Source organism: Kribbella sp. NPDC003505 (assembly GCF_040610875.1).
Lineage (GTDB): Bacteria > Actinomycetota > Actinomycetes > Propionibacteriales > Kribbellaceae > Kribbella.
The window spans coordinates 374741-392359 of the sequence record NZ_JBEXNA010000006.1 but is presented as its reverse complement, the minus strand read 5'-3'; the positions used below and the strand labels follow the sequence as shown (position 1 = coordinate 392359).

General features: G+C 69.3%; 16 protein-coding genes. 10 read left to right on the top strand and 6 right to left on the bottom strand.

Features of this window, described 5'->3' with window-relative positions; genetic code table 11:
• Window positions 1-10 precede the first annotated feature (10 nt).
• The 7 genes from ABZX12_RS23105 (at window position 11) to ABZX12_RS23075 (ending at window position 8762) form a co-directional block, all read left to right on the top strand.
• Window positions 11-1159 carry an L-histidine N(alpha)-methyltransferase gene (locus ABZX12_RS23105; RefSeq protein ID WP_355696122.1) on the top strand — a complete coding sequence of 383 codons (1149 nt, stop codon included), beginning with the start codon at window positions 11-13 and terminating at the stop codon, window positions 1157-1159.
• Window positions 1156-1728 (top strand): hypothetical protein, encoded by a 573-nt coding sequence (locus tag ABZX12_RS23100; RefSeq protein ID WP_355696120.1) that lies wholly within the window; start codon window positions 1156-1158, stop codon window positions 1726-1728. Before ABZX12_RS23105 ends, ABZX12_RS23100 begins: the two co-directional genes overlap by 4 nt.
• A 126-nt stretch (window positions 1729-1854) precedes the next feature.
• A complete protein-coding gene (locus ABZX12_RS23095; protein WP_355696119.1) occupies window positions 1855-3870 on the top strand; it encodes a hypothetical protein in 2016 nt (671 codons plus the stop codon).
• Between the two features lie 111 nt (window positions 3871-3981).
• Entirely contained in the window at window positions 3982-5226 is a 1245-nt protein-coding gene (locus ABZX12_RS23090; protein ID WP_355696117.1) for an extracellular solute-binding protein, read from the top strand.
• Complete coding sequence (locus ABZX12_RS23085; protein WP_355696115.1) at window positions 5223-6152, top strand: sugar ABC transporter permease; 930 nt, start codon at window positions 5223-5225, stop codon at window positions 6150-6152. Before ABZX12_RS23090 ends, ABZX12_RS23085 begins: the two co-directional genes overlap by 4 nt.
• Window positions 6153-7028 carry a carbohydrate ABC transporter permease gene (locus tag ABZX12_RS23080; RefSeq protein WP_355696113.1) on the top strand — a complete coding sequence of 292 codons (876 nt, stop codon included), beginning with the start codon at window positions 6153-6155 and terminating at the stop codon, window positions 7026-7028.
• Window positions 7029-7124: 96 nt separating this feature from the next.
• Window positions 7125-8762: an MFS transporter gene (locus ABZX12_RS23075; RefSeq protein ID WP_355696111.1), complete on the top strand. Its 1638-nt coding sequence runs from the start codon at window positions 7125-7127 to the stop codon at window positions 8760-8762.
• Here ABZX12_RS23075 and ABZX12_RS23070 read toward each other — a convergent pair.
• The 3 genes from ABZX12_RS23070 to ABZX12_RS23060 all read right to left on the bottom strand — a co-directional run bounded on the left by ABZX12_RS23070 (window position 8759) and on the right by ABZX12_RS23060 (window position 11405).
• On the bottom strand, window positions 8759-9223 hold the full coding sequence (locus ABZX12_RS23070; RefSeq protein WP_355696109.1) for a hypothetical protein: 465 nt from the start codon (window positions 9221-9223) through the stop codon (window positions 8759-8761). The two genes, ABZX12_RS23075 and ABZX12_RS23070, sit on opposite strands and share 4 nt — an antisense overlap.
• A gap of 27 nt (window positions 9224-9250) precedes the next feature.
• Entirely contained in the window at window positions 9251-10333 is a 1083-nt protein-coding gene (locus ABZX12_RS23065) for a hypothetical protein (protein WP_355696107.1), read from the bottom strand.
• Window positions 10334-10430: 97 nt separating this feature from the next.
• Window positions 10431-11405 (bottom strand): LLM class flavin-dependent oxidoreductase, encoded by a 975-nt coding sequence (locus tag ABZX12_RS23060; RefSeq protein ID WP_355696105.1) that lies wholly within the window; start codon window positions 11403-11405, stop codon window positions 10431-10433.
• A 95-nt stretch (window positions 11406-11500) separates the two neighbouring features.
• Between ABZX12_RS23060 and ABZX12_RS23055 the strand changes: the two genes are divergently transcribed.
• From ABZX12_RS23055 to ABZX12_RS23045, 3 genes are all read left to right on the top strand, one after another.
• Window positions 11501-12613 carry an enolase C-terminal domain-like protein gene (locus ABZX12_RS23055; RefSeq protein ID WP_355696103.1) on the top strand — a complete coding sequence of 371 codons (1113 nt, stop codon included), beginning with the start codon at window positions 11501-11503 and terminating at the stop codon, window positions 12611-12613.
• Between the two features lie 20 nt (window positions 12614-12633).
• Window positions 12634-13581 (top strand): dihydrodipicolinate synthase family protein, encoded by a 948-nt coding sequence (locus ABZX12_RS23050; protein ID WP_355696101.1) that lies wholly within the window; start codon window positions 12634-12636, stop codon window positions 13579-13581.
• A gap of 228 nt (window positions 13582-13809) precedes the next feature.
• Window positions 13810-15033, top strand: coding sequence for a hypothetical protein (locus ABZX12_RS23045; protein ID WP_355696099.1), 1224 nt, complete (start codon window positions 13810-13812; stop codon window positions 15031-15033).
• Between the two features lie 16 nt (window positions 15034-15049).
• Here ABZX12_RS23045 and ABZX12_RS23040 read toward each other — a convergent pair whose 3' ends face one another.
• From ABZX12_RS23040 to thrC, 3 genes are read right to left on the bottom strand one after another with little or no spacing between them, the layout of a single operon-like run.
• Window positions 15050-16066, bottom strand: a complete 1017-nt coding sequence (locus tag ABZX12_RS23040) for a zinc-dependent alcohol dehydrogenase family protein (RefSeq protein WP_355696097.1) — start codon at window positions 16064-16066, stop codon at window positions 15050-15052.
• Between the two features lie 13 nt (window positions 16067-16079).
• On the bottom strand, window positions 16080-16355 hold the full coding sequence (locus ABZX12_RS23035) for a ubiquitin-like small modifier protein 1 (RefSeq protein WP_355696095.1): 276 nt from the start codon (window positions 16353-16355) through the stop codon (window positions 16080-16082).
• Window positions 16352-17611, bottom strand: coding sequence for a threonine synthase (thrC, locus tag ABZX12_RS23030; RefSeq protein WP_355696094.1), 1260 nt, complete (start codon window positions 17609-17611; stop codon window positions 16352-16354). Before thrC ends, ABZX12_RS23035 begins: the two co-directional genes overlap by 4 nt.
• Window positions 17612-17619 lie beyond the last annotated feature (8 nt).

The window sequence follows — 17619 nt, the reverse complement described above, 5'->3', positions numbered from 1 at the left end:
GGGGTGAGACGTGGCAGAGCCGGTACCCGTGATCCGGAAGCTCGAGCATGCGCTGGCCGACGACGACTTCGCCTGGTCGCTGGTGCTGACCGGTGAGGACCAGACGGACAAGCTCGCGACGCTGACCGGCGACCTGCGCGGGCCGTTCTCGACGACCGGCGACGGCAAGCAGATCACCTCCGGCTTCTCCTACTGGGGGATCGGTCCGACGATCGCCTGGGCGAACGCGACGAACGACCCTTTCTACCTGGTCATGAAGGCCGGCGCGGAGTCGTTCCAGCGACACTGGCGCAAGGTCCGGCCGCACGTCGAGAACGGCGGCTTCCACGTCGTCAGCCTCGGCGTCGGCACCGGCGTCAAGGACCGCACCATCGTCAGCGACCTGCGTCGGCAGAACCGGAACATGTACTACATCCCGGTCGACATGAGCTCCGAGATGCTGCGGATGGGGACCCAGCCGGTGCGCGACGCCCGGTTCCCGGTCGCCCAGGTGCTGCCGGTGCAACTGGACTTCTCGATCGCGGACAACATGGAAGAGCTCGCCGAGATGCTCGCCCGGCTGGTCGGCGACGAGCCGATCCTGTTCACGCTGACCGGCAACACGCTGGCCAACTTCGACAGCGACGAGGAACTGCTCGGCACCCTGACGCAAGGGCTGCGCGCGCAGGACCGGCTGCTGCTCGAGGTGGCCAGTACGACGCGCCTCGACCAGGAGACCGCCGACGCGGCCGCGGACGAGTACCACCAGACCCGCGCGTTCGCGGAGTTCGTCACCAGCGCGCTGCGGTACAACACCGACCTGAAGATCAACAACGAGCTGGTGAAGTTCGCCGGGGAGGTCGAGGACGAAGACGCCCTGCTGGTGAAGATCTTCTGGCAGAACGACACCGGCGAGGAGGTCCGGATGGAGCTGCCGGACCACACCGAGGTGGTGCTGCCGATCGGTGACACGATCCGGCTCTACACCACTCGCAAGTACTCCACGACCCGGCTGAAGCGGCTGACCGAGGCCTGCAAGCTGACGCCGGTCGAGGCGATCCAGTCCCAGTTCCGGTACACCCGCCGTCCGAACCCGTTTGGCCTGGAGCTGCTGCTGCTCGCCCCGGAGGCGGCCGGCGGGGGCGCCCGCAGCCTCGCCGACGACATCTGGGCCACGTGAGCCGGTTGAACCGGCGGGCCGTCGTCAGCGTGGTGACGTACGGCCTGCTCGCGCTGGCGTTCGTGCTCGGTGTCATCTGGTTCTTCTGGCCGGAGAACTCGCGCTGGGAGCCGGCCGTCAACTCGCTCACGCTGGTGGCCGGCCTGACCGGCATCTTCGTCGAGCGGCTGACCGCCGAGGCGGAGCGCCGTACCGAGGTGCTGCGGGCCGTCGCGGACGAGCTGCACGAGAACACCCGGCTGCTGAACGACGAACGGTTCTCGCCCGACGCCCCGAGCGCCCGGCAGGTGTATCCGCGGCTGGTGGTGTCGGCGGTCGATCTCGCGCTGGTGTCCGGTGCGCTCGGCCTGCGCCGCGACGCCGAGCTCGTCGGGCAGCTGCACCGGTGGCGGGACACCGTGCACCTGTTCAACCGGCGGCTCGACCTGACCGAGATCAGCACGTTCTCGAACTCCATCTCGGCGGCGGAGCTGGCCGCGTTCCACCGCGCGCTGCACCGCGAGAACAGCTACTTCGCGGCCACCCGCGAGAAGCTCGAGAAGCTGCTCGGCGCGCTGCCCGGACTTTAACGGCGGGGGCCGTATTGGGACCGGTTGCTGTCAGTAGTGGCAAATTCTCCCGAGCCGTTGACTTGCCCACGCCGCGAGAGCTTCACTTTCGGACAGGACCGTAAATAGGCCCCCGGAGGCAACCGCATGCGATCAGTCCGCTCACTTCTCGCACTGGTACTCGCCGCTCTGCTCGCCGCACCGCTGACCACGCCGGCGCAGGCAGGGCAGCAACCGCCCGTCGGCACCCTCGTCTCGCTCGGCACGCCGCTGTCCGACGTACTCCTGATCGGAGGCACCGTCGCCCCCGGCCCGAACGGCAAGGCCGCGATCTGGAACGTGTCCACCGGAAGTCCGGCGTACCTGAACGCCATCGACCCGGCCACCGGCGACAGCCTGCTCTCGGTGGCGCTGCCCGGCGCGGACGGCAGCTACGCGGTCGCCGCGACACCGGACGGCACGATCTACGTCGGCACCTACAACAACGGCCACCTGTACCGGCTGCGTCCGGGCGGCGCCGTCGAGGACCTCGGCCGGCCGATCGCCACCGAGACGTTCATCTGGCGGATCACCACAGACGAACAGGGCAACGTGTACGGCGGGACGTTCCCGCACGGGAAGGTGTTCCGATACGACGACGAGACCGGCGCCGTCCGCGACTACGGCACGGTCCTGGCCGGCCAGACGTACGTCAAGAGCATCGACTACGCTGGCGGCAAGGTGTACGCCGGCACGATGCCCGACGCGCACATCCTGGAGGTCGACGCGGCCACCGGCGCGATCACCGAACTGCCGTCGCCGCCCGGCCTCGGCGACCCCTCCGACAAGGTCGTGTACGACCTGAACGCGCGCGGCGGGCGCGTGTACGCGCGGATCAGCACCGCCTTCCCCGGCCCGCTGTACGTCTGGGACATCGCTTCGCGGACCTGGGTGGACGAGATCCCGAACGCGCACGGTCTGGACATCTCCCCGATCGGCGCGGACGGCTCGCTGTACCTCATCCAGAGCAGCGAACTGAAGAAGTACGACCCGGCCACCAAGACGCTGACCGGCACCGGCCTGACCTTCACCGGCCGGATCCAGAACGCCCGCTCGATCGGGTACGCCGACCTGGGCCTGCCCGACTACCCGGGCACCAGCGTCGTCGGCACCCTGTGGCGCGGCGAGGAGTTCCGGTACAACCCGCAGACCGGCAAGTCCGAGATCTTCACCACCAAGGTCCGGCGGGAGCCGATCGAGATCCTGTCCGTGGCGGGCGGCAAGGACGACATCTACGCCGGCGGTTTCCTCAACGGCGGGGTCTCGGTGGTCAACCCGGCCACCGGCGAGGCGAAGTTCAACCGGTTCTCCCAGGTCGAGGCCCTGCTGGAGGGTTCCGACGGCACCGTCTGGGTCGGCGCCTATCCGGAGGCCCGCCTCTACTCCTACGACACCACGAAGCCCTGGAGCAGCCCGGAGTACTCCCCCGGCCCGCCCGGCACGCCGGACAACCCCAAGCAGGTGCTGAACCTGAAGCCCGACCTGTTCCAGACCCGGGCCCGCGCGCTGACCGAGGTGAACGGCAAGATCGCGGTCGGCACCGTGCCCGACGGCGACCGGCTCGGTGGGGCGCTGGTGATCTACGACCCGGCCACCGGCGCCGCCGAGAAGTACCGCAACGTCGTACAGGACGAGTCGGTCTTCGGCCTCACCTCCCACTGCGGCATCATCTACGGCGGTACGTCGATCGCCGGCGGGCTGACCACCACGCCGCCGACCCGGGAAGCAGGCACAGTATTCGCGTGGGACGTGGCCAACAAGAAGAAGCTCTGGGAAACCGTGCCGGTGCCGGGTCGCGCCACGGTGTCCGCGGTCACGATGGGGCCGGACGGCCTGGTCTGGGGCGTGGCCGGGAAGACGGTGTTCGCGGTGGCCCCGGACAGCGGCAAGCTGAAGAAGTCGTTCACGCTCGGTACGACGAACTCCAGCGGCGACATCGTCGCGACCCCGGAGGCCGTCTACGTGAGCATCGACCTGAACAAGATCTACCGGATCGCGCCCGGGGCGAATTCCGTCCCGACGCTGTTCGTCGAGCACGCGCACCGGCGGCTCGGCGTCCGCGGAGATCGCCAACTGCTGATGACGAGCGGCTCCGAGCTGTTCCGGATTGATATCAGCCGTTGACAGCCGAAATTCACCCCAGCTACTTTCGGTCCTGACCGTTATTCGGTTTCACTACTTCCGGCCCTGACTTCCGGACACCCTGGGGGTGCGATGAGATCCACCGTCCGCCGTATGGCGGCACCACTCACGGCGCTCGTGCTCGCCGCCGCGCTCAGTTCCTGCGGCGGAGGCGACTCGGGCTCCTCGGACTCGAAGAAGAGCGTCACGCTCTGGATGTACCCGGTGATCGCCGACCAGGCGGCCAGCGACGCGTACTGGAAGAAGGTCGAGACCGACTTCGAGGCGGCCAACTCCGGTGTCGACCTGAAGCTGGAGAACCAGCCGTGGAAGGGCCGCGAGGAGAAGGTCGCGGCCGCGTTCTCCGGCGGGAAGGGCCCGGACGTCCTGCTGATGATCCCGGACCAGATCCCGCAGTACGTGAAGAGCGGCTCGCTGGAGCCGGTCGACGACGTGGTCGCGCCGGAGAAGGACAAGTTCCTGCCGGCCGCGATCCCCGGCCTGACGGTCGAGGGCAAGGTGTACGGCGCCCCGATCTACCACACGGTCACCACGACGATGTACAACAAGGCCGTCCTGGCCAAGGCCGGGATCAGCAAGCCGCCGGCGACCTGGGACGAGATCAAGGCCGCCGCACCGAAGCTCAAGGCGGCCGGGTTCTCCACGCTGGACTACTCGGCCTCGCCGGAGGCGACGCTGAACCTGAACTTCTACCCGCTGCTGTGGCAGGCGGGCGGGAAGGTCTTCGCCGACGACGGCAAGAGCGTCGCGTTCAACCAGGCCCCGGGTCTGGAGGCGCTGACCTTCCTGAAGAGCCTGTGGGACCAGGGCGCGATCCCGAAGACCGCGCTCACCGCGGGCAACGTGGTCGCCGACTCGCCGTTCGGCAAGGGCCAGGTCGCGATGGCGATGACCAGCGTGCCGGCCGACGTCGCCACGGTGACGCCGACCTGGGGCGCCGCGAACGTCGAGCTCGGAGCGCCGCTGACCGGCAAGAAGCAGGTCGGGTTCGGGCTCCCCGGCGGTCTGGTCCTGAACGCGGCCTCGGAGAACGTCGACGGCGCGAAGAAGTTCCTGTCGTTCATGATGCAGTCCGCGCAACTGGACGCGCTCAGCAAGGCGTCCGGGTTCTACTCGCCGCGCAACGACGCCAAGTCCGAGTCGACCGACCCGAACGCGGCGAAGTTCCGCGACGCGCTGCAGTACGCCGTACCGGGTGAGCCGAACCCGTCGGCGCGGCAGGTGATGTCGTTCCTGAGCACCGAGATCCAGGCCGTGCTGACCGGCAAGAAGCAGCCCCAGCAGGCCCTGGACGACGCGGCCAAGCAGGCCAACGACCTGCTCTCGAGGCAGCGTTGACCGAAGCACGGCAGCCGGACACGGCGGCGGGTCGGGCGGGACCCGTCGCCGGTCCGGCCCGGCGCGGCACGCTCAAACGCCCGTGGGTGGGCTTCGTGTTCGTCCTGCCCATGCTGGTCTTGTTCTTGTTGTTCCGGTTCCTGCCGGCGATCGGGGCGTTCTTCCTCTCGCTGACCGACTACCGGATCAGCGGGAAATGGGACTTCATCGCGCTCGACAACTACACCCGCCTGCTCTCGGACAAGGTGTTCCACGAGGCCCTGCTGGTGACGATCACCTACACGGTGATCTTCGTCCCGTTGACGGTCCTGCTGTCGCTCGGCACCGCCGTCCTGCTGCACCAGGTGGTGTGGCGGCGCGGCTTCTTCCGCGGCGTGTTCTTCCTGCCGTACGTGACCAGCATCGTGCTGGCCGCGGTGATCTGGAAGTGGATCTACGACGCGCAGGACGGGCTGCTGAACGCCGTCCTCGGGCTGGTCTCGATCGGCCCGATCGACTTCCTCAGCCAGTCGAACACCGTGCTGCCCTCGATCGCCCTCACCTCGGCCTGGAAGGGCTTCGGGTACTCGATGCTGATCCTGCTCGCGGGCCTGCAGGCGGTGCCGAAGTCGTACCTCGAGGCCGCGATGATCGACGGCGCCGGGACCTGGCAGCGGTTCCGGTACGTGACGCTGCCGCAGCTGCGGCCGGTGCTGTTCTTCGTGCTGGTGATCGAGACCATCGGCGCGTTCCAGGTCTTCGACGCGATGTACGTGATGACCGGCGGCGGCCCGGTGCGCTCCAGCTACTCGCTCGTGTACTTCCTGTACGACAGCGGGTTCAAGTACTTCGACTTCGGCTACGCCAGCGCGATCGGCCTGGTGCTGTTCCTGATCGTGCTGATCGTCTCGCTCGTACAGCGCCGGCTCGTCGGGAGGGACGACTAGATGGCCCAGGTACTCGACCGCCCGCCGGTCCGCCCGGTCGCGGAGCCGCCGGCGGCGGCCCGGCGTGGGACCGCGGCCCGGCTGACGCTGCCGACGCTGCTGACGCTGACCGCGATCGTCACCGTCGTACCGTTCGCGGCGATGGTGCTGGTCGCGTTCGCGCCGCCCAGCGGGCAGACGTTCCCGGACGCGCTGAACCCGGCGAACTTCACGCTGGAGAACTTCTCCAAGGTGCTGTCCAGCTCGGACATCCCGCGCTGGACGGTGAACTCGCTGCTCTACTCGCTGGTGTCGGTGGCGCTGGTGCTGCTGTTCGCCGCGATGGCCGGGTACGCGTTCGCGAAGAAGAAGTTCCCCGGCCGCGAGATCATGTTCTGGGCGTTCCTCGCCACGCTGATGGTTCCGTTCCAGGCGACGCTGATCCCGTCGTACATCCTGGTCGCGAAGCTCGACTGGGTGGACAGCTACTGGGGCCTGATCGTGCCCACGCTGGCGAACTCGCAAGCCGTGTTCCTGATGCGGCAGTTCATCCTGCAGCTCCCGGACGAGCTCTTCGAGGCCGCCGAGATCGACGGCGCCCCCGAATGGCGGATCTTCACCATGATCGTGCTCCCGCTGGTCCGCCCGGTGCTGGCCACGCTCGGCATCTTCGTCTTCCTCTGGCACTGGAACGACTTCCTCTGGCCGCTCGTCATCGGCCAGTCCGGCAAGATGCAGACTCTCACCGTCGGCCTCGCCACCCTCCAGGGCCAGGCCGTCCCGATCAACCAGCTGATGGCCGGCGCAACCATCACGGTCGTCCCCAGCCTGCTGGTCTTCGGCCTCCTCCAGCGCTACCTCACCGACTCGATCGCGATGTCGGGCCTCAAGGCCTGACGTCCGCCATCACCCGGCGCGGACGATGCCGGGTGCCGGGCGGGTGCGCTCTACTGACCTCGTCCGGCCGGAATCCGGACGGGGAGGGGTACGCAGATGAGCAGCGACGCGCCGGCCTCCGGCGTGCGCACGGCCACCGGCTCGCGGACGGTTCTGATCACTCTGGCGTCCGGCCAGTTCCTGATGGCGCTGGACAGTTCGGTGATGAACGTGTCGATCGCCACGGTGGCCGCGGATCTCGGGACGACGGTGACCGGGATCCAGTCCGCCATCACGCTCTACACCCTGGTGATGGCCTCGCTGATGATCACCGGCGGGAAGCTCGGCCAGATTCTCGGCCGCAAGCGCGCCTTCGGGATCGGCTGCATCATCTACGGGGCCGGCTCGCTGACCACCTCGCTGTCGCCCAACCTGACGGTGCTGATGATCGGCTGGTCAGGGCTGGAAGGGATCGGCGCGGCGCTGATCATGCCCGCCATCGTCGCGCTGGTCGCGTCCAATTTCGACAAGTCCCAGCGGCCGCGCGCGTACGGCGCCGTCGCCGCGGCGGCCGCGATCGCCGTCGCGCTCGGCCCGCTGATCGGCGGCCTGTTCACCACGTACCTGTCCTGGCGCTGGGTGTTCGCCGGTGAGGTCCTGATCGTGCTCGGCATCCTGGCGATGACCCGCCGGATCGCCGACGTACCCGCCGATCGCTCCGCGAAGCTCGACCTGGTCGGTACGGCGCTGTCCGCGGCCGGGCTCGGTCTGATCGTCTTCGGGGTCCTGCGGGCAGGTTCCTGGGGGTTCGTCAACCCGAAGCAGGGCGCCCCGTCCTGGCTCGGTCTGTCGCCGGTGGTCTGGCTGATCCTCGGCGGGGGCGCCGTCCTCGTCGGCTTCATGGCCTGGGAGCGCCGCCGGACGAACCGCGGGGAGGCGGTCCTGGTCGACCCGGCGATGTTCGGCAACCAACGGCTCCGGGCCGGGCTCACCTCGTTCCTTTTCCAGTACCTGCTGCAGGCTGGGCTGTTCTTCGTCGTCCCGTTGTTCCTGTCGGTCGCCCTCGGCCTGTCGGCGATCGACACCGGGCTGCGGCTGCTGCCGTTGTCACTGGGGTTGCTGGCCACCGCGATCGGCGTACCGAGGCTCCGGCCGCAGGCATCGCCGCGGCGCGTGGTCCGGGTCGGCTTCGCCATGCTGTTCCTGGGGATCGTGTTGCTGATCGCAGGGCTCGACATCGGCGTCGGGGCCGACGTCGTGACCGTGCCGCTGCTGCTGGCCGGGCTCGGCATCGGAGCGCTGGCGTCGCAGCTCGGCGCGGTCACCGTCAGCTCGGTCCCCGACGAGGAGAGCGGCGAGGTCGGCGGCCTGCAGAACTCGATCACGTTCCTCGGCTCCTCGATCGGAACCGCCCTGGCCGGCGCGATCCTGATCTCGGCGCTGACCACGTCGTTCCTGACCGGGATCAAGAACAATCCGGACGTTCCCGCGAGCGTGTCGTCGCAGGCGGAGGTGAAGCTCGCCGGCGGCGTACCGTTCGTCTCGAACGACCAGCTCAGTCAGGCGCTCTCCGACGCCAAGGTGGACCAGACCACCGCCGACGCCGTCATCGACGAGAACGAGCAGGCCCGGCTGGACGGGCTGCGCGCGTCCCTGGCCGCCCTGGCGTTGATCTCGCTGCTGTCCCTGTTCCTGTCGGCCCACCTTCCGACCCGGCAACCCACCGCCGATGCACAACCCGACCCGAAGACCTAGCGCTTGCGGGCCTCGAGCATCGTCCGCATCTCGTCGCCGTGCACGGTGAGGGCCCAGATCACCAGGATGTCGACGGCGATCAGGATCGTGGACCAGATCGGGTACGCCGCGAGGAAGGCGGCGTTCACCACGATGCTGAGCACCGCCAGGACCACCCCGACGATCCGTCCCCACAGCCGGCCGTCGAGCAGCGCGATCCCGGCGAGTACCACCACGAGCCCGAGGATCAGGTGGATCAGCCCCCAGGAGTCGTAGTCGAGCTCGATCGCCAGCCGGGCGGTGCGGACCAGGAAGTAGTCGTCGTGGAAGATCGCGATGAACCCCTGGAACGCGTGCAGGATGCCGAGCACGATCATCATCACGCCGGCGAAGAGGATCCAGCCGACCCATCGGCTCGGCCACTCGGGCACCTCGACCTCGCCCGGGCGCCGGTGCGTCCCGGGGGTGTCGCCGTCTGACATCGTGAGCTCCTCGGTTCGGTGTGCGGTCTAGGGCGTGACCTCGTTCTTCGCGGCGGCGGTGCGGTACTCGTTGACCGGGTGGTACCGGTCGTAGAGCACCGTCAGGATGCTGAACAGGAAGATGAAGAAGAACGTGTCGCCGAGCGACAGGCCGTCGCCCCGGCGGCTCAGCAGCAGGTCCTCGACGAACACGATCAGCACGTTCAGCCCGAAGACCACGGCGAACGAGATCGCGGCCGAGTCCCATCCGTAGCCGCGCCGGGCGGCCCACAGGCCGATCGCGGAGTTGATCACGACGAAGAACGCGATCCCGAGGAAGAGCTGGAAGTCGCTGACGTCGACGCCCGGCAGCACCCGGCCGTAGATCACGCTGATGATGCCGATCAGGAAGATCTTCTCCACCGCCGACCAGCCGAAGACCCTGCCGTGCTCGGCCCGGAACGCGGCCCGCTCGCCGGCCTCGTCGATCGCGGCCGGCAGCGGATCGGCCGTCAGCCGCAGCCGCCAGTCCGGCGGCCGCAGTCGCGGCCGCACCACGAACCACACCACGGCGGCGAGGGCGAGCAGGCCGATCACCACGGCCGGCCCGAACCAGGCGACGTCGCGGACCGTGTCGGTGAAGTCGAGTTCGGCGACGTGGATCCAGTACTCCTGCGGCAGCTTGACGAAGATCCAGATCCCGGCGGCCACCAGCACCCAGAACCGCAGGCTGTAGCGCAGCGGGTTCCGGCGGGCGCGGATCCCCTCGTAGGCGATGAAGAAGTACTCGAACGTGTTCGGGAAGATCAGCAGCAGCGCCCGGACACCGGTGAGCTCGAACAGCAGCACACCGATCTGGCGGTAGAAGAACAGGAAGCGGCTGACCTTGACCGCGTGCAGGTTCGACCAGTTGCGCAGGCTCGCCAGGTAGGCGATGGACAGGTAGAACACGTCCATCGCCTTGTCGTAGCTCTGGTAGAACGGCGGGTCGTACCCGAACGCCTGGAAGATCGTCTGGTCGGCGGCGTCCAGCACCAGCGAGGCCAGCACCGCGGGCAGCGGCCAGCGCGGGATCAGCAGCGGTACGGCGAAGCGCAGGAAGACGACAATCCAGAAGACCACCTCGGCCATCCCGCTCGCCTCCCGTCGACGGTCAGCCGTGTCCCGCCGGCAGTGGCGGGACAACCTCCGTCACCAAGAGGTTACGACGTACACCCTGCGTAACGCCTCACCTGGAACCGATGAGATTTCCGAACGCCTCGATCGAGCGCAGCACGTCACGCTGCGGCATCCCCGGCGGCTGGATCCGCAGGACGATGCCGTCGGCCCCCATCTGCTCGTAGTGCGCCAGCCGCTCGGCGCACTCGGCCGGCGAGCCGATCACGCTGCGGTCGGCGATCTCGTCCCAGCCCTGGGTGTAGCGGCTCGCGTCGGCGGAGGTGCGCTTCCAGCCCGTGTAGGCGTCGTACAGGTCGCGCAGCGGCTCCTCGAGCGTCTGCCGGGCGTCCTGCGAGGTCGACCCGCAGAATCCCTCCCGGCAGAGGATCACCTCGGCGCCGAGCGTGCCCTCGCCGCGCGGGTACGAGAGGTACTCGGCGATCTTGCCGGGCAGGTCCGCGTCCAGTTCGTTGAACGACGTCGTCCAGCCGTCGCACATCCGGGCGGTCCGTTCCAGCACCGCGGACACCCGGCCGCCGTTCCACAGCCTCGGCCGCGGGTTCTGCACCGGGCGCGGCGACAGGTAGGCCTCGCTGATGGTTGTGAACTTGCCGTCGTAGCTGACCTCGTCCTCGGTCCACAGCCTGGTGACGATGTCCAGGCACTCCTCGAACCGCGCGACCCGCTCGGCCTGCGTGACGCCGTACAGCGCGAACTCCTCCGGCCGGTACCCGAGCACGAATCCGGCCGTCAGCCGCCCGCCGGACAGGACGTCGATGTGCGCCAGCGTCTCGGCGAGCACGACAGGGTCGTACAACGGCGCCACGATGCCGGCCGTCGCGATCCCGATCCGCGACGTGTGCGCGGCCAGCCAGGTCATCGACGTCAGGATCTCGTGGTACCCGGGCCGGTGCAGGTGCCGCTCGCCGAGCACGACCCACTCGAACCCGGCCTCCTCGGCCAGTCGCGCCTGCTCGACGGCGTCGGCCAGGTGCGGCCGCTCGTCCGGGGTGCCGTACAGGTTCAGATACAGACCCAGCCGCATCGGGGTGCCACCTTCCGTTGACAGGGAGCGCTCACGGTATTTACGGTCTTGACCGTAAATGCTTTCCGCGCAGATTGCGACCCTAGGAGCCGGAAATGAGTCTTGCAGCACTACCGGCGGGGTTGCCGGCCGGGGCGGCGCCGATCAGCGCGGTCAAGACGCGTGTGGTCAGCGCGCCGTACCGCCGGCCGTTCCAGATCAGCAGCGGGGTCAGCAACGAGCTGATCAGCCTGGTCGTCGAGGTGCACACGGCCGACGGCGACGTCGGGATCGGCGAGACCTCGCCGATGACGGCGTACACCGGCGAGACGCTGGCCGGCGTCCAGGCCGCGATCGAGGAGCACCTCGCACCGGCGCTGATCGGCCACGACCCGCTCGACCGTGCGGGCGCCCACGTCGCCATGGACGGCGTACTGCGCGGCCAGCAGGTCGCCAAGTCCGGCCTGGACATCGCCCTGTTCGACCTCGCCGGCCGGATGAGCGGCTGGCCGGTGCACGCCCTCCTCGGCGGCAGCGTCCGGGACCGGGTGCAAACGACCTGGGTGGTCGGCCTCGGCACGCTCGACGAGATGGCCGCCGAGGCGGCCGAGTACGCCGGCCGCGGGTTCCGGCACCTGAAGGTCAAGGGCGGCCACGACCCGGCCAAGGATCTCGAGCTGATCCGGGCCGTCCGCGCCGCGATCCCCGCCGACGCCGAGCTGTGCCTGGACGCCAACGAGGGGTACGACGCAACGACCGCGCTGCCGTACCTCGCCAAGATGAGCGCGGCCGGGCTGACCCTGCTCGAGCAGCCGCTGCCACGGTGGGACCTGGCCGGCCTGGTGCGGTTGCGGGACCGCCTCGACGTGCGGGTCATGGTCGACGAGAGCATGCACTCACTGCACGACGCGCTGGAGATCGCCCGCCGTGGGGCGGCCGACGTGCTGAACATCAAGATCCTCAAGGTCGGCGGCCTGCACCGGGCGCTGCAGATCGCCGCGGTGGCCGAGGCCGCCGGGCTGGCGGTGAAGGTAGGCTCGATGCCGGAGCTGGGCGTGGCCACACTGGCCGCCGTACACCTGGCCGCCGCCGTGCCCGGAGCGACCGTCGCGGCGGACCTGGTGGGGCCGTTGATGGTCGACGAGGACCCGTTGGCCCCGAGCGTGTTCGCCGACTGCGACGGCTGGATCGACGTACCGAAACGCCCCGGTCTCGGGCACCAGGTCTAACAGGGGTCTGAGAGGACATCATGCATCCACTCGTCGAAAGGCTCCGCGGGACGCTGCTTCCCGCGGTCGTCACCCCGATGGACTCCGACGGCGTCGTCGCGTACGACGCGCTCTCGGCGTACGCCGTGACGCTGACCAAACACGCGATCGGCGGCGTCGCCGTGTGGGCGCACACCGGCCGCGGGCTGTACCTGACGCCGGGCGACCGCGCGAAGGTGCTCGAGACATGGCGGTCCGCCACCGACGTGCCGATCGTCGCCGGTGTCGGCGTACCGAAGGCCACCGCGGCGCAGTCGCTGGAGGACGCCGCGGACGCGACGGTGGAGATGGCACGGGCCGCCGCGGCCGGCGGCGCCGATGCGGTGATGGTGTATCCGCTGGCAGCGTTGGGCGAGCGGCCGGACGGTCACGCGCAGGCCGTCGCGCTGCACGAGCGCGTCGCGGCCGAGAGCGGGCTGCCGCTCGTCGGGTTCTACCTGCACGGCGAGGCGGGCGGGTACCCGTACCCGCCCGAGCTGATCCGGGATCTGCTGTCACTGGACGCGATGCTCGGCGTGAAGACGGCGACGCTGGACCGCGCGATCGGCTGCCAGGACGCGATCTGGGCCGGGCGCGGCACCGGGAAGCTCCTGATCACCGGCGAGGACCGGATGTACGGGCCGTCGTTCATGTGGGGCGCGGACACCGCGCTCGTCGGGATCGCGTCGGCGCAGGTCGAGCTGTCGGCCGCCGTACTGCGGGCCTGGACGGCCGGCGACCACTCGGGGTTCCTGACCGCGTCGGAGCGGCTGGACCGGTTCGCGGCGGCGACGTTCTACGCGCCGATCGAGGGCTACGTGCAGCGGATGCTGTGGGCGGCCGAATGGGAGGGGCTGGTGCCGGGCGCGGCCGCCCACGACCCGTACGGGCCGGAGCTGCCGCCGGGCGAGCGCGATCTGGTGATCCGCTGCCTCGAGGAGCTGCACTAGCCAGGGAGCAGTGAGGTGGCGCGCTCCCTCCTTCGCTCCACCGCACCGACGCTCCCCGTGCCCACCGCAAGGGGTGGCGGCAATTGTGGTATTGACCGAAACTAGGAGAGCAAGGCCTGAACGTCAAGATCTCGGAGCCCGCTGCGCTATTCTGCGACTTGAGGGCCAGACCAGAAGTCGTCGGAGGACCGCCGTGAGGATCTGCTCAGCTCCAGGCTCGGTGGACTGATGGCGCTAGCGGTCGGGGTGGTCGGGCCGGAGGACCTGGTCCAGCGGGTGACCGTGGTCGGCGCCCCCAGCGGGACCACACTGCTGCCGCTGCCGTACCGGCACGAGACCGAGGCCGTCGAGCTCGTCGAGCAGGCGCACAGCGACGTCGACGCGTTCCTGTTCACCGGCGTCGTCCCGTACACGATCGCCACCGAGGCCGGGGTGATCGACCGGCCCGCGATGTACGTCTCGTACGACGGGGCGACCCTGTTGCGCGCACTGGTCGAGCTGCTCCGGCTCGGGCACAACGTCACCCAGTTCTCGATCGACACGCTGCGGCGGACCGAGGTCCTGGAGACCCTGATCGAGGCGAAGCTGCCGACCGATCAGATCCAGGTGCTGCCGTACCGGCCGGGCCTGACGTCGGACGACATCGTCGCGTTCCACCGCACCGCGCGGGACAAGCACGACACGAAGGTCGCCATCAGCTGCCTGGGCTCGGCGTTCCACCTGATCGAGAACGAGATGCCGTCCGTGCGGCTGGCGCCGTCGCGGTACTCGATCCGCTCCACCCTGCAGGCGCTGATCCTGACCACCACCGGCCAGCACGTCGGCGACGCCCAGGTCGCGCTCGGCGTCATCGACCTCCCCGAACCCGACGACGCGCTGGCCGCCGACCTCATCACCCTCGGCGGCAGCCTCGCCGCCCTGCCCGACGGCCGGCACCTCGTCGTCACCACCCGCGGGCTGCTCGAACAGGCCACCGAACAGTTCTCCCGGATGCCGCTGCTCGACAGCCTCGCGGCCCGGCACACCACGGCGTACGTCGGTTTCGGCGTCGGCCGGACGGCAGCCGAAGCCGAAGCACTCGCCCGCCGGGCAGTCGGCCGCGCCGCCTCGATCGGCACTGTTGCCGGGGTGGTCTCGATGTCCGACGACGTCGAGATCGTCATCGAACCCTCCGGCGAACAACCGGCCGGCGCCCGCGGCACCGAAAGCCTCCCGCTCCTGGCCCGGCGCGTCGGCCTCAACACCCAAACCCTCGCCCGCATGCGAGAACTCACCGCCGCCCTCCCCGACGGCCTCACCACCCAAGACGTAGCCGACCACCTCGCCGTCCAACTCCGCACCGCCCGCCGAGTCCTCAAACGCCTCGAACGAGCAGGCCTGGCCGCCCCCACCGGCACCCAACAACACGGCCGCACCGGCCGCCCACCCACGGTCTACCTGATCCGCCTGTAACCGGGTGCAGAACCGGCTACGGGGTGATGACTGTGACGCCGGGTGGGGTGCCGTTGGAGAGGTCGGCCAAGGCCGCGGGGGTTTCGTCGAGGGTGATGGTTCGGGTGATGAGTTCGGCCGGCTTGAGGTTGCCGGTGGCAACTAGCTCCAGCATCTCGGGGTACGCGTGGGCCGGCATGCCGTGGCTGCCCAGCCAGGAGAGTTCCTGGCCGATGAGGCGGCCTACGTCCAGCTGGACGCCGCTGGGGAGAAGGCCGACCTGGACGTGGCGGCCGCGGGGGCGGAGAGCTGTCAGGGCCTGCTGGACGATATCGCTGGATCCGAGGGCATCGATGCTCACGTGTGCACCGCCGAGATCGCGCAGTTGACTGACGGTGTCGGCGGAGGCTTCGAGGATGTGCGAAGCGCCGTAGGTGCGGGCCAAGGTCAGGGCTGCCGGATTGGTGTCGATGGCGATCACCTCGGCGCCAAGAGCTGCGGCGATCATGACGGCAGAGAGGCCGACGCCGCCGCAGCCGAAGATCGCGACGCGTTCGCCGGCGACGACCTTGCCGACCTGGTCGACGGCGCGGAACGACGTGGCGAAGCGGCAGCCCAGGCCCGCGGCGGTCGCGAAGTCCATGTCGTCGGGCAACCGCACCAGGTTCACCTCGGCGTACGGTACGGCGACGTACTCGGCGAACGAGCCCCAATAGTTGAACCCGGGCTGCAACTGATTCGGGCAGACCTGCTGATCACCGGCAAGGCACTGCTCACACGAACCGCACGCGCAGATGAACGGCGTCGTGACCCGATCCCCGACCGCCCACCCGGACACACCGGCCCCGACCGCAGCGATCGTCCCGGCCAGCTCATGCCCCGGCACATGCGGCAACACGATGTCGGAGTCGTGCCCCATCCACCCATGCCAGTCACTGCGGCACAGCCCGGTGGCCTCGACCTTCAAGACCACCGAACCGTCCGCGGCAACAGGCTCCGGAACCTCACGAACCTCAGGCAGTACGCCGTACTCCGAGACAACGACCGCTCGCATCAGAGCAGCTTAATCAGCCGCCGGCGACCGCGGGGATGATCGAGACCTGGCCGCCGTCCTTGATGGTGGTCTGCAGGCCTTCGGCGAAGCGGACGTCGTCGTCGTCGACGTACACGTTGACGAAGCGGCGGAGTTCGCCCGAGTCGTCCAGGACGCGGCCCTTGATGCCGGGGTACGACGCGTCGAGCGAGTCGAGCACCTCGGTCAGGGTCGTGCCTTCGGCGGAGACCTCGGACACGCCCTGGGTGTAGGGCCGCAGGATGGTCGGGACGCGAACGCTCACACTCACTGCAGGCCTGCCTTCACGAAGGCGTCGTACGACGCGGGGATGGTCACCTTGGGGCCGACCCGGTCGGCCACGGCGTCGAGCGTCTTCAGCCCGTCGCCGGAGTTGATGATCACCGTTTCCGCCTCGGGGTCGAGCTGACCGGTCGCGATCAGCTTCTTCAGCGTCGCGACCGTCACCCCGCCCGCGGTCTCGGCGAAGATGCCCTCGGTGCGGGCCAGCAACTGGATGCCCTCGACGACCTCGTCGTCGCTGACGTCCTCGATCGCGCCACCGGTCCGGCGGGCCACGTCCAGCACGTACGGACCGTCGGCCGGGTTGCCGATCGCCAGCGACTTCGCGATCGTGTCCGGGCGCACCGGCTTGACCACGTCGTGGCCGTCGCGGAACGCCTGCGCGACGGGCGAGCAGCCGGTCGCCTGCGCGCCGTACACCTTGTAGTCGGTGGCGTCGACGAGGCCCAGCTTGCCGAGCTCGGTGAAGCCCTTGTCGATCTTGGTCAGCTGTGACCCGGACGCGACCGGGATCACGACCTGCTGCGGCAGCCGCCAGCCGAGCTGCTCGGCGATCTCGAAGGCGAGCGTCTTGGAGCCTTCGGAGTAGTAGGGGCGGACGTTCACGTTCACGAACGCCCAGCCCTCCTCTTCGCCGGCGATCTCGGAGGCGAGCTTGTTCACGTCGTCGTAGTTGCCCTCGACGGCGACCAGCGTCCCGCCGTACACAGCGGTCGTGATCACCTTCGGCCGCTCGAGGTCGTGCGGGATGAACACGACCGAGCGGATGCCGGCCCGGGCGGCGGCCGCGGCGACCGCGTTCGCCAGGTTGCCGGTGGACGGGCAGGCGAAGACCTTCATGCCGAGCTCGCGGGTGGCGCTCAAGGCGGAGGCGACGACGCGGTCCTTGAAGGAGTGCGTCGGGTTGCCCGAGTCGTCCTTCACCCACAGCTTGCGCAGCCCGAGCTCGCGGGCCAGGTTCTGCGCGTCGACGAGCCGGGTGTAGCCGGGCTCGGTGTTCGGGAAGCTGGCCACGTCCACCGGGACGGGCAGCAGCGGCTGGTACCGCCAGATGTTCTTCGGGCCGGCCTCGATCTGCTCGCGGGTGATGTTCGGGTACTCGTACCCGACCTCGAGCGGACCGAAGCACTCCATACAGGCGTAGAACGGGCCGAGCGGCGACTTCGCCCCACAGGCGCGACAGCTCAGGTGCGTACCGTTGCCGAAGGCACCTTCACGGATCGTGTGGGTGGCGGTCAGGCTCATGAGTGAGG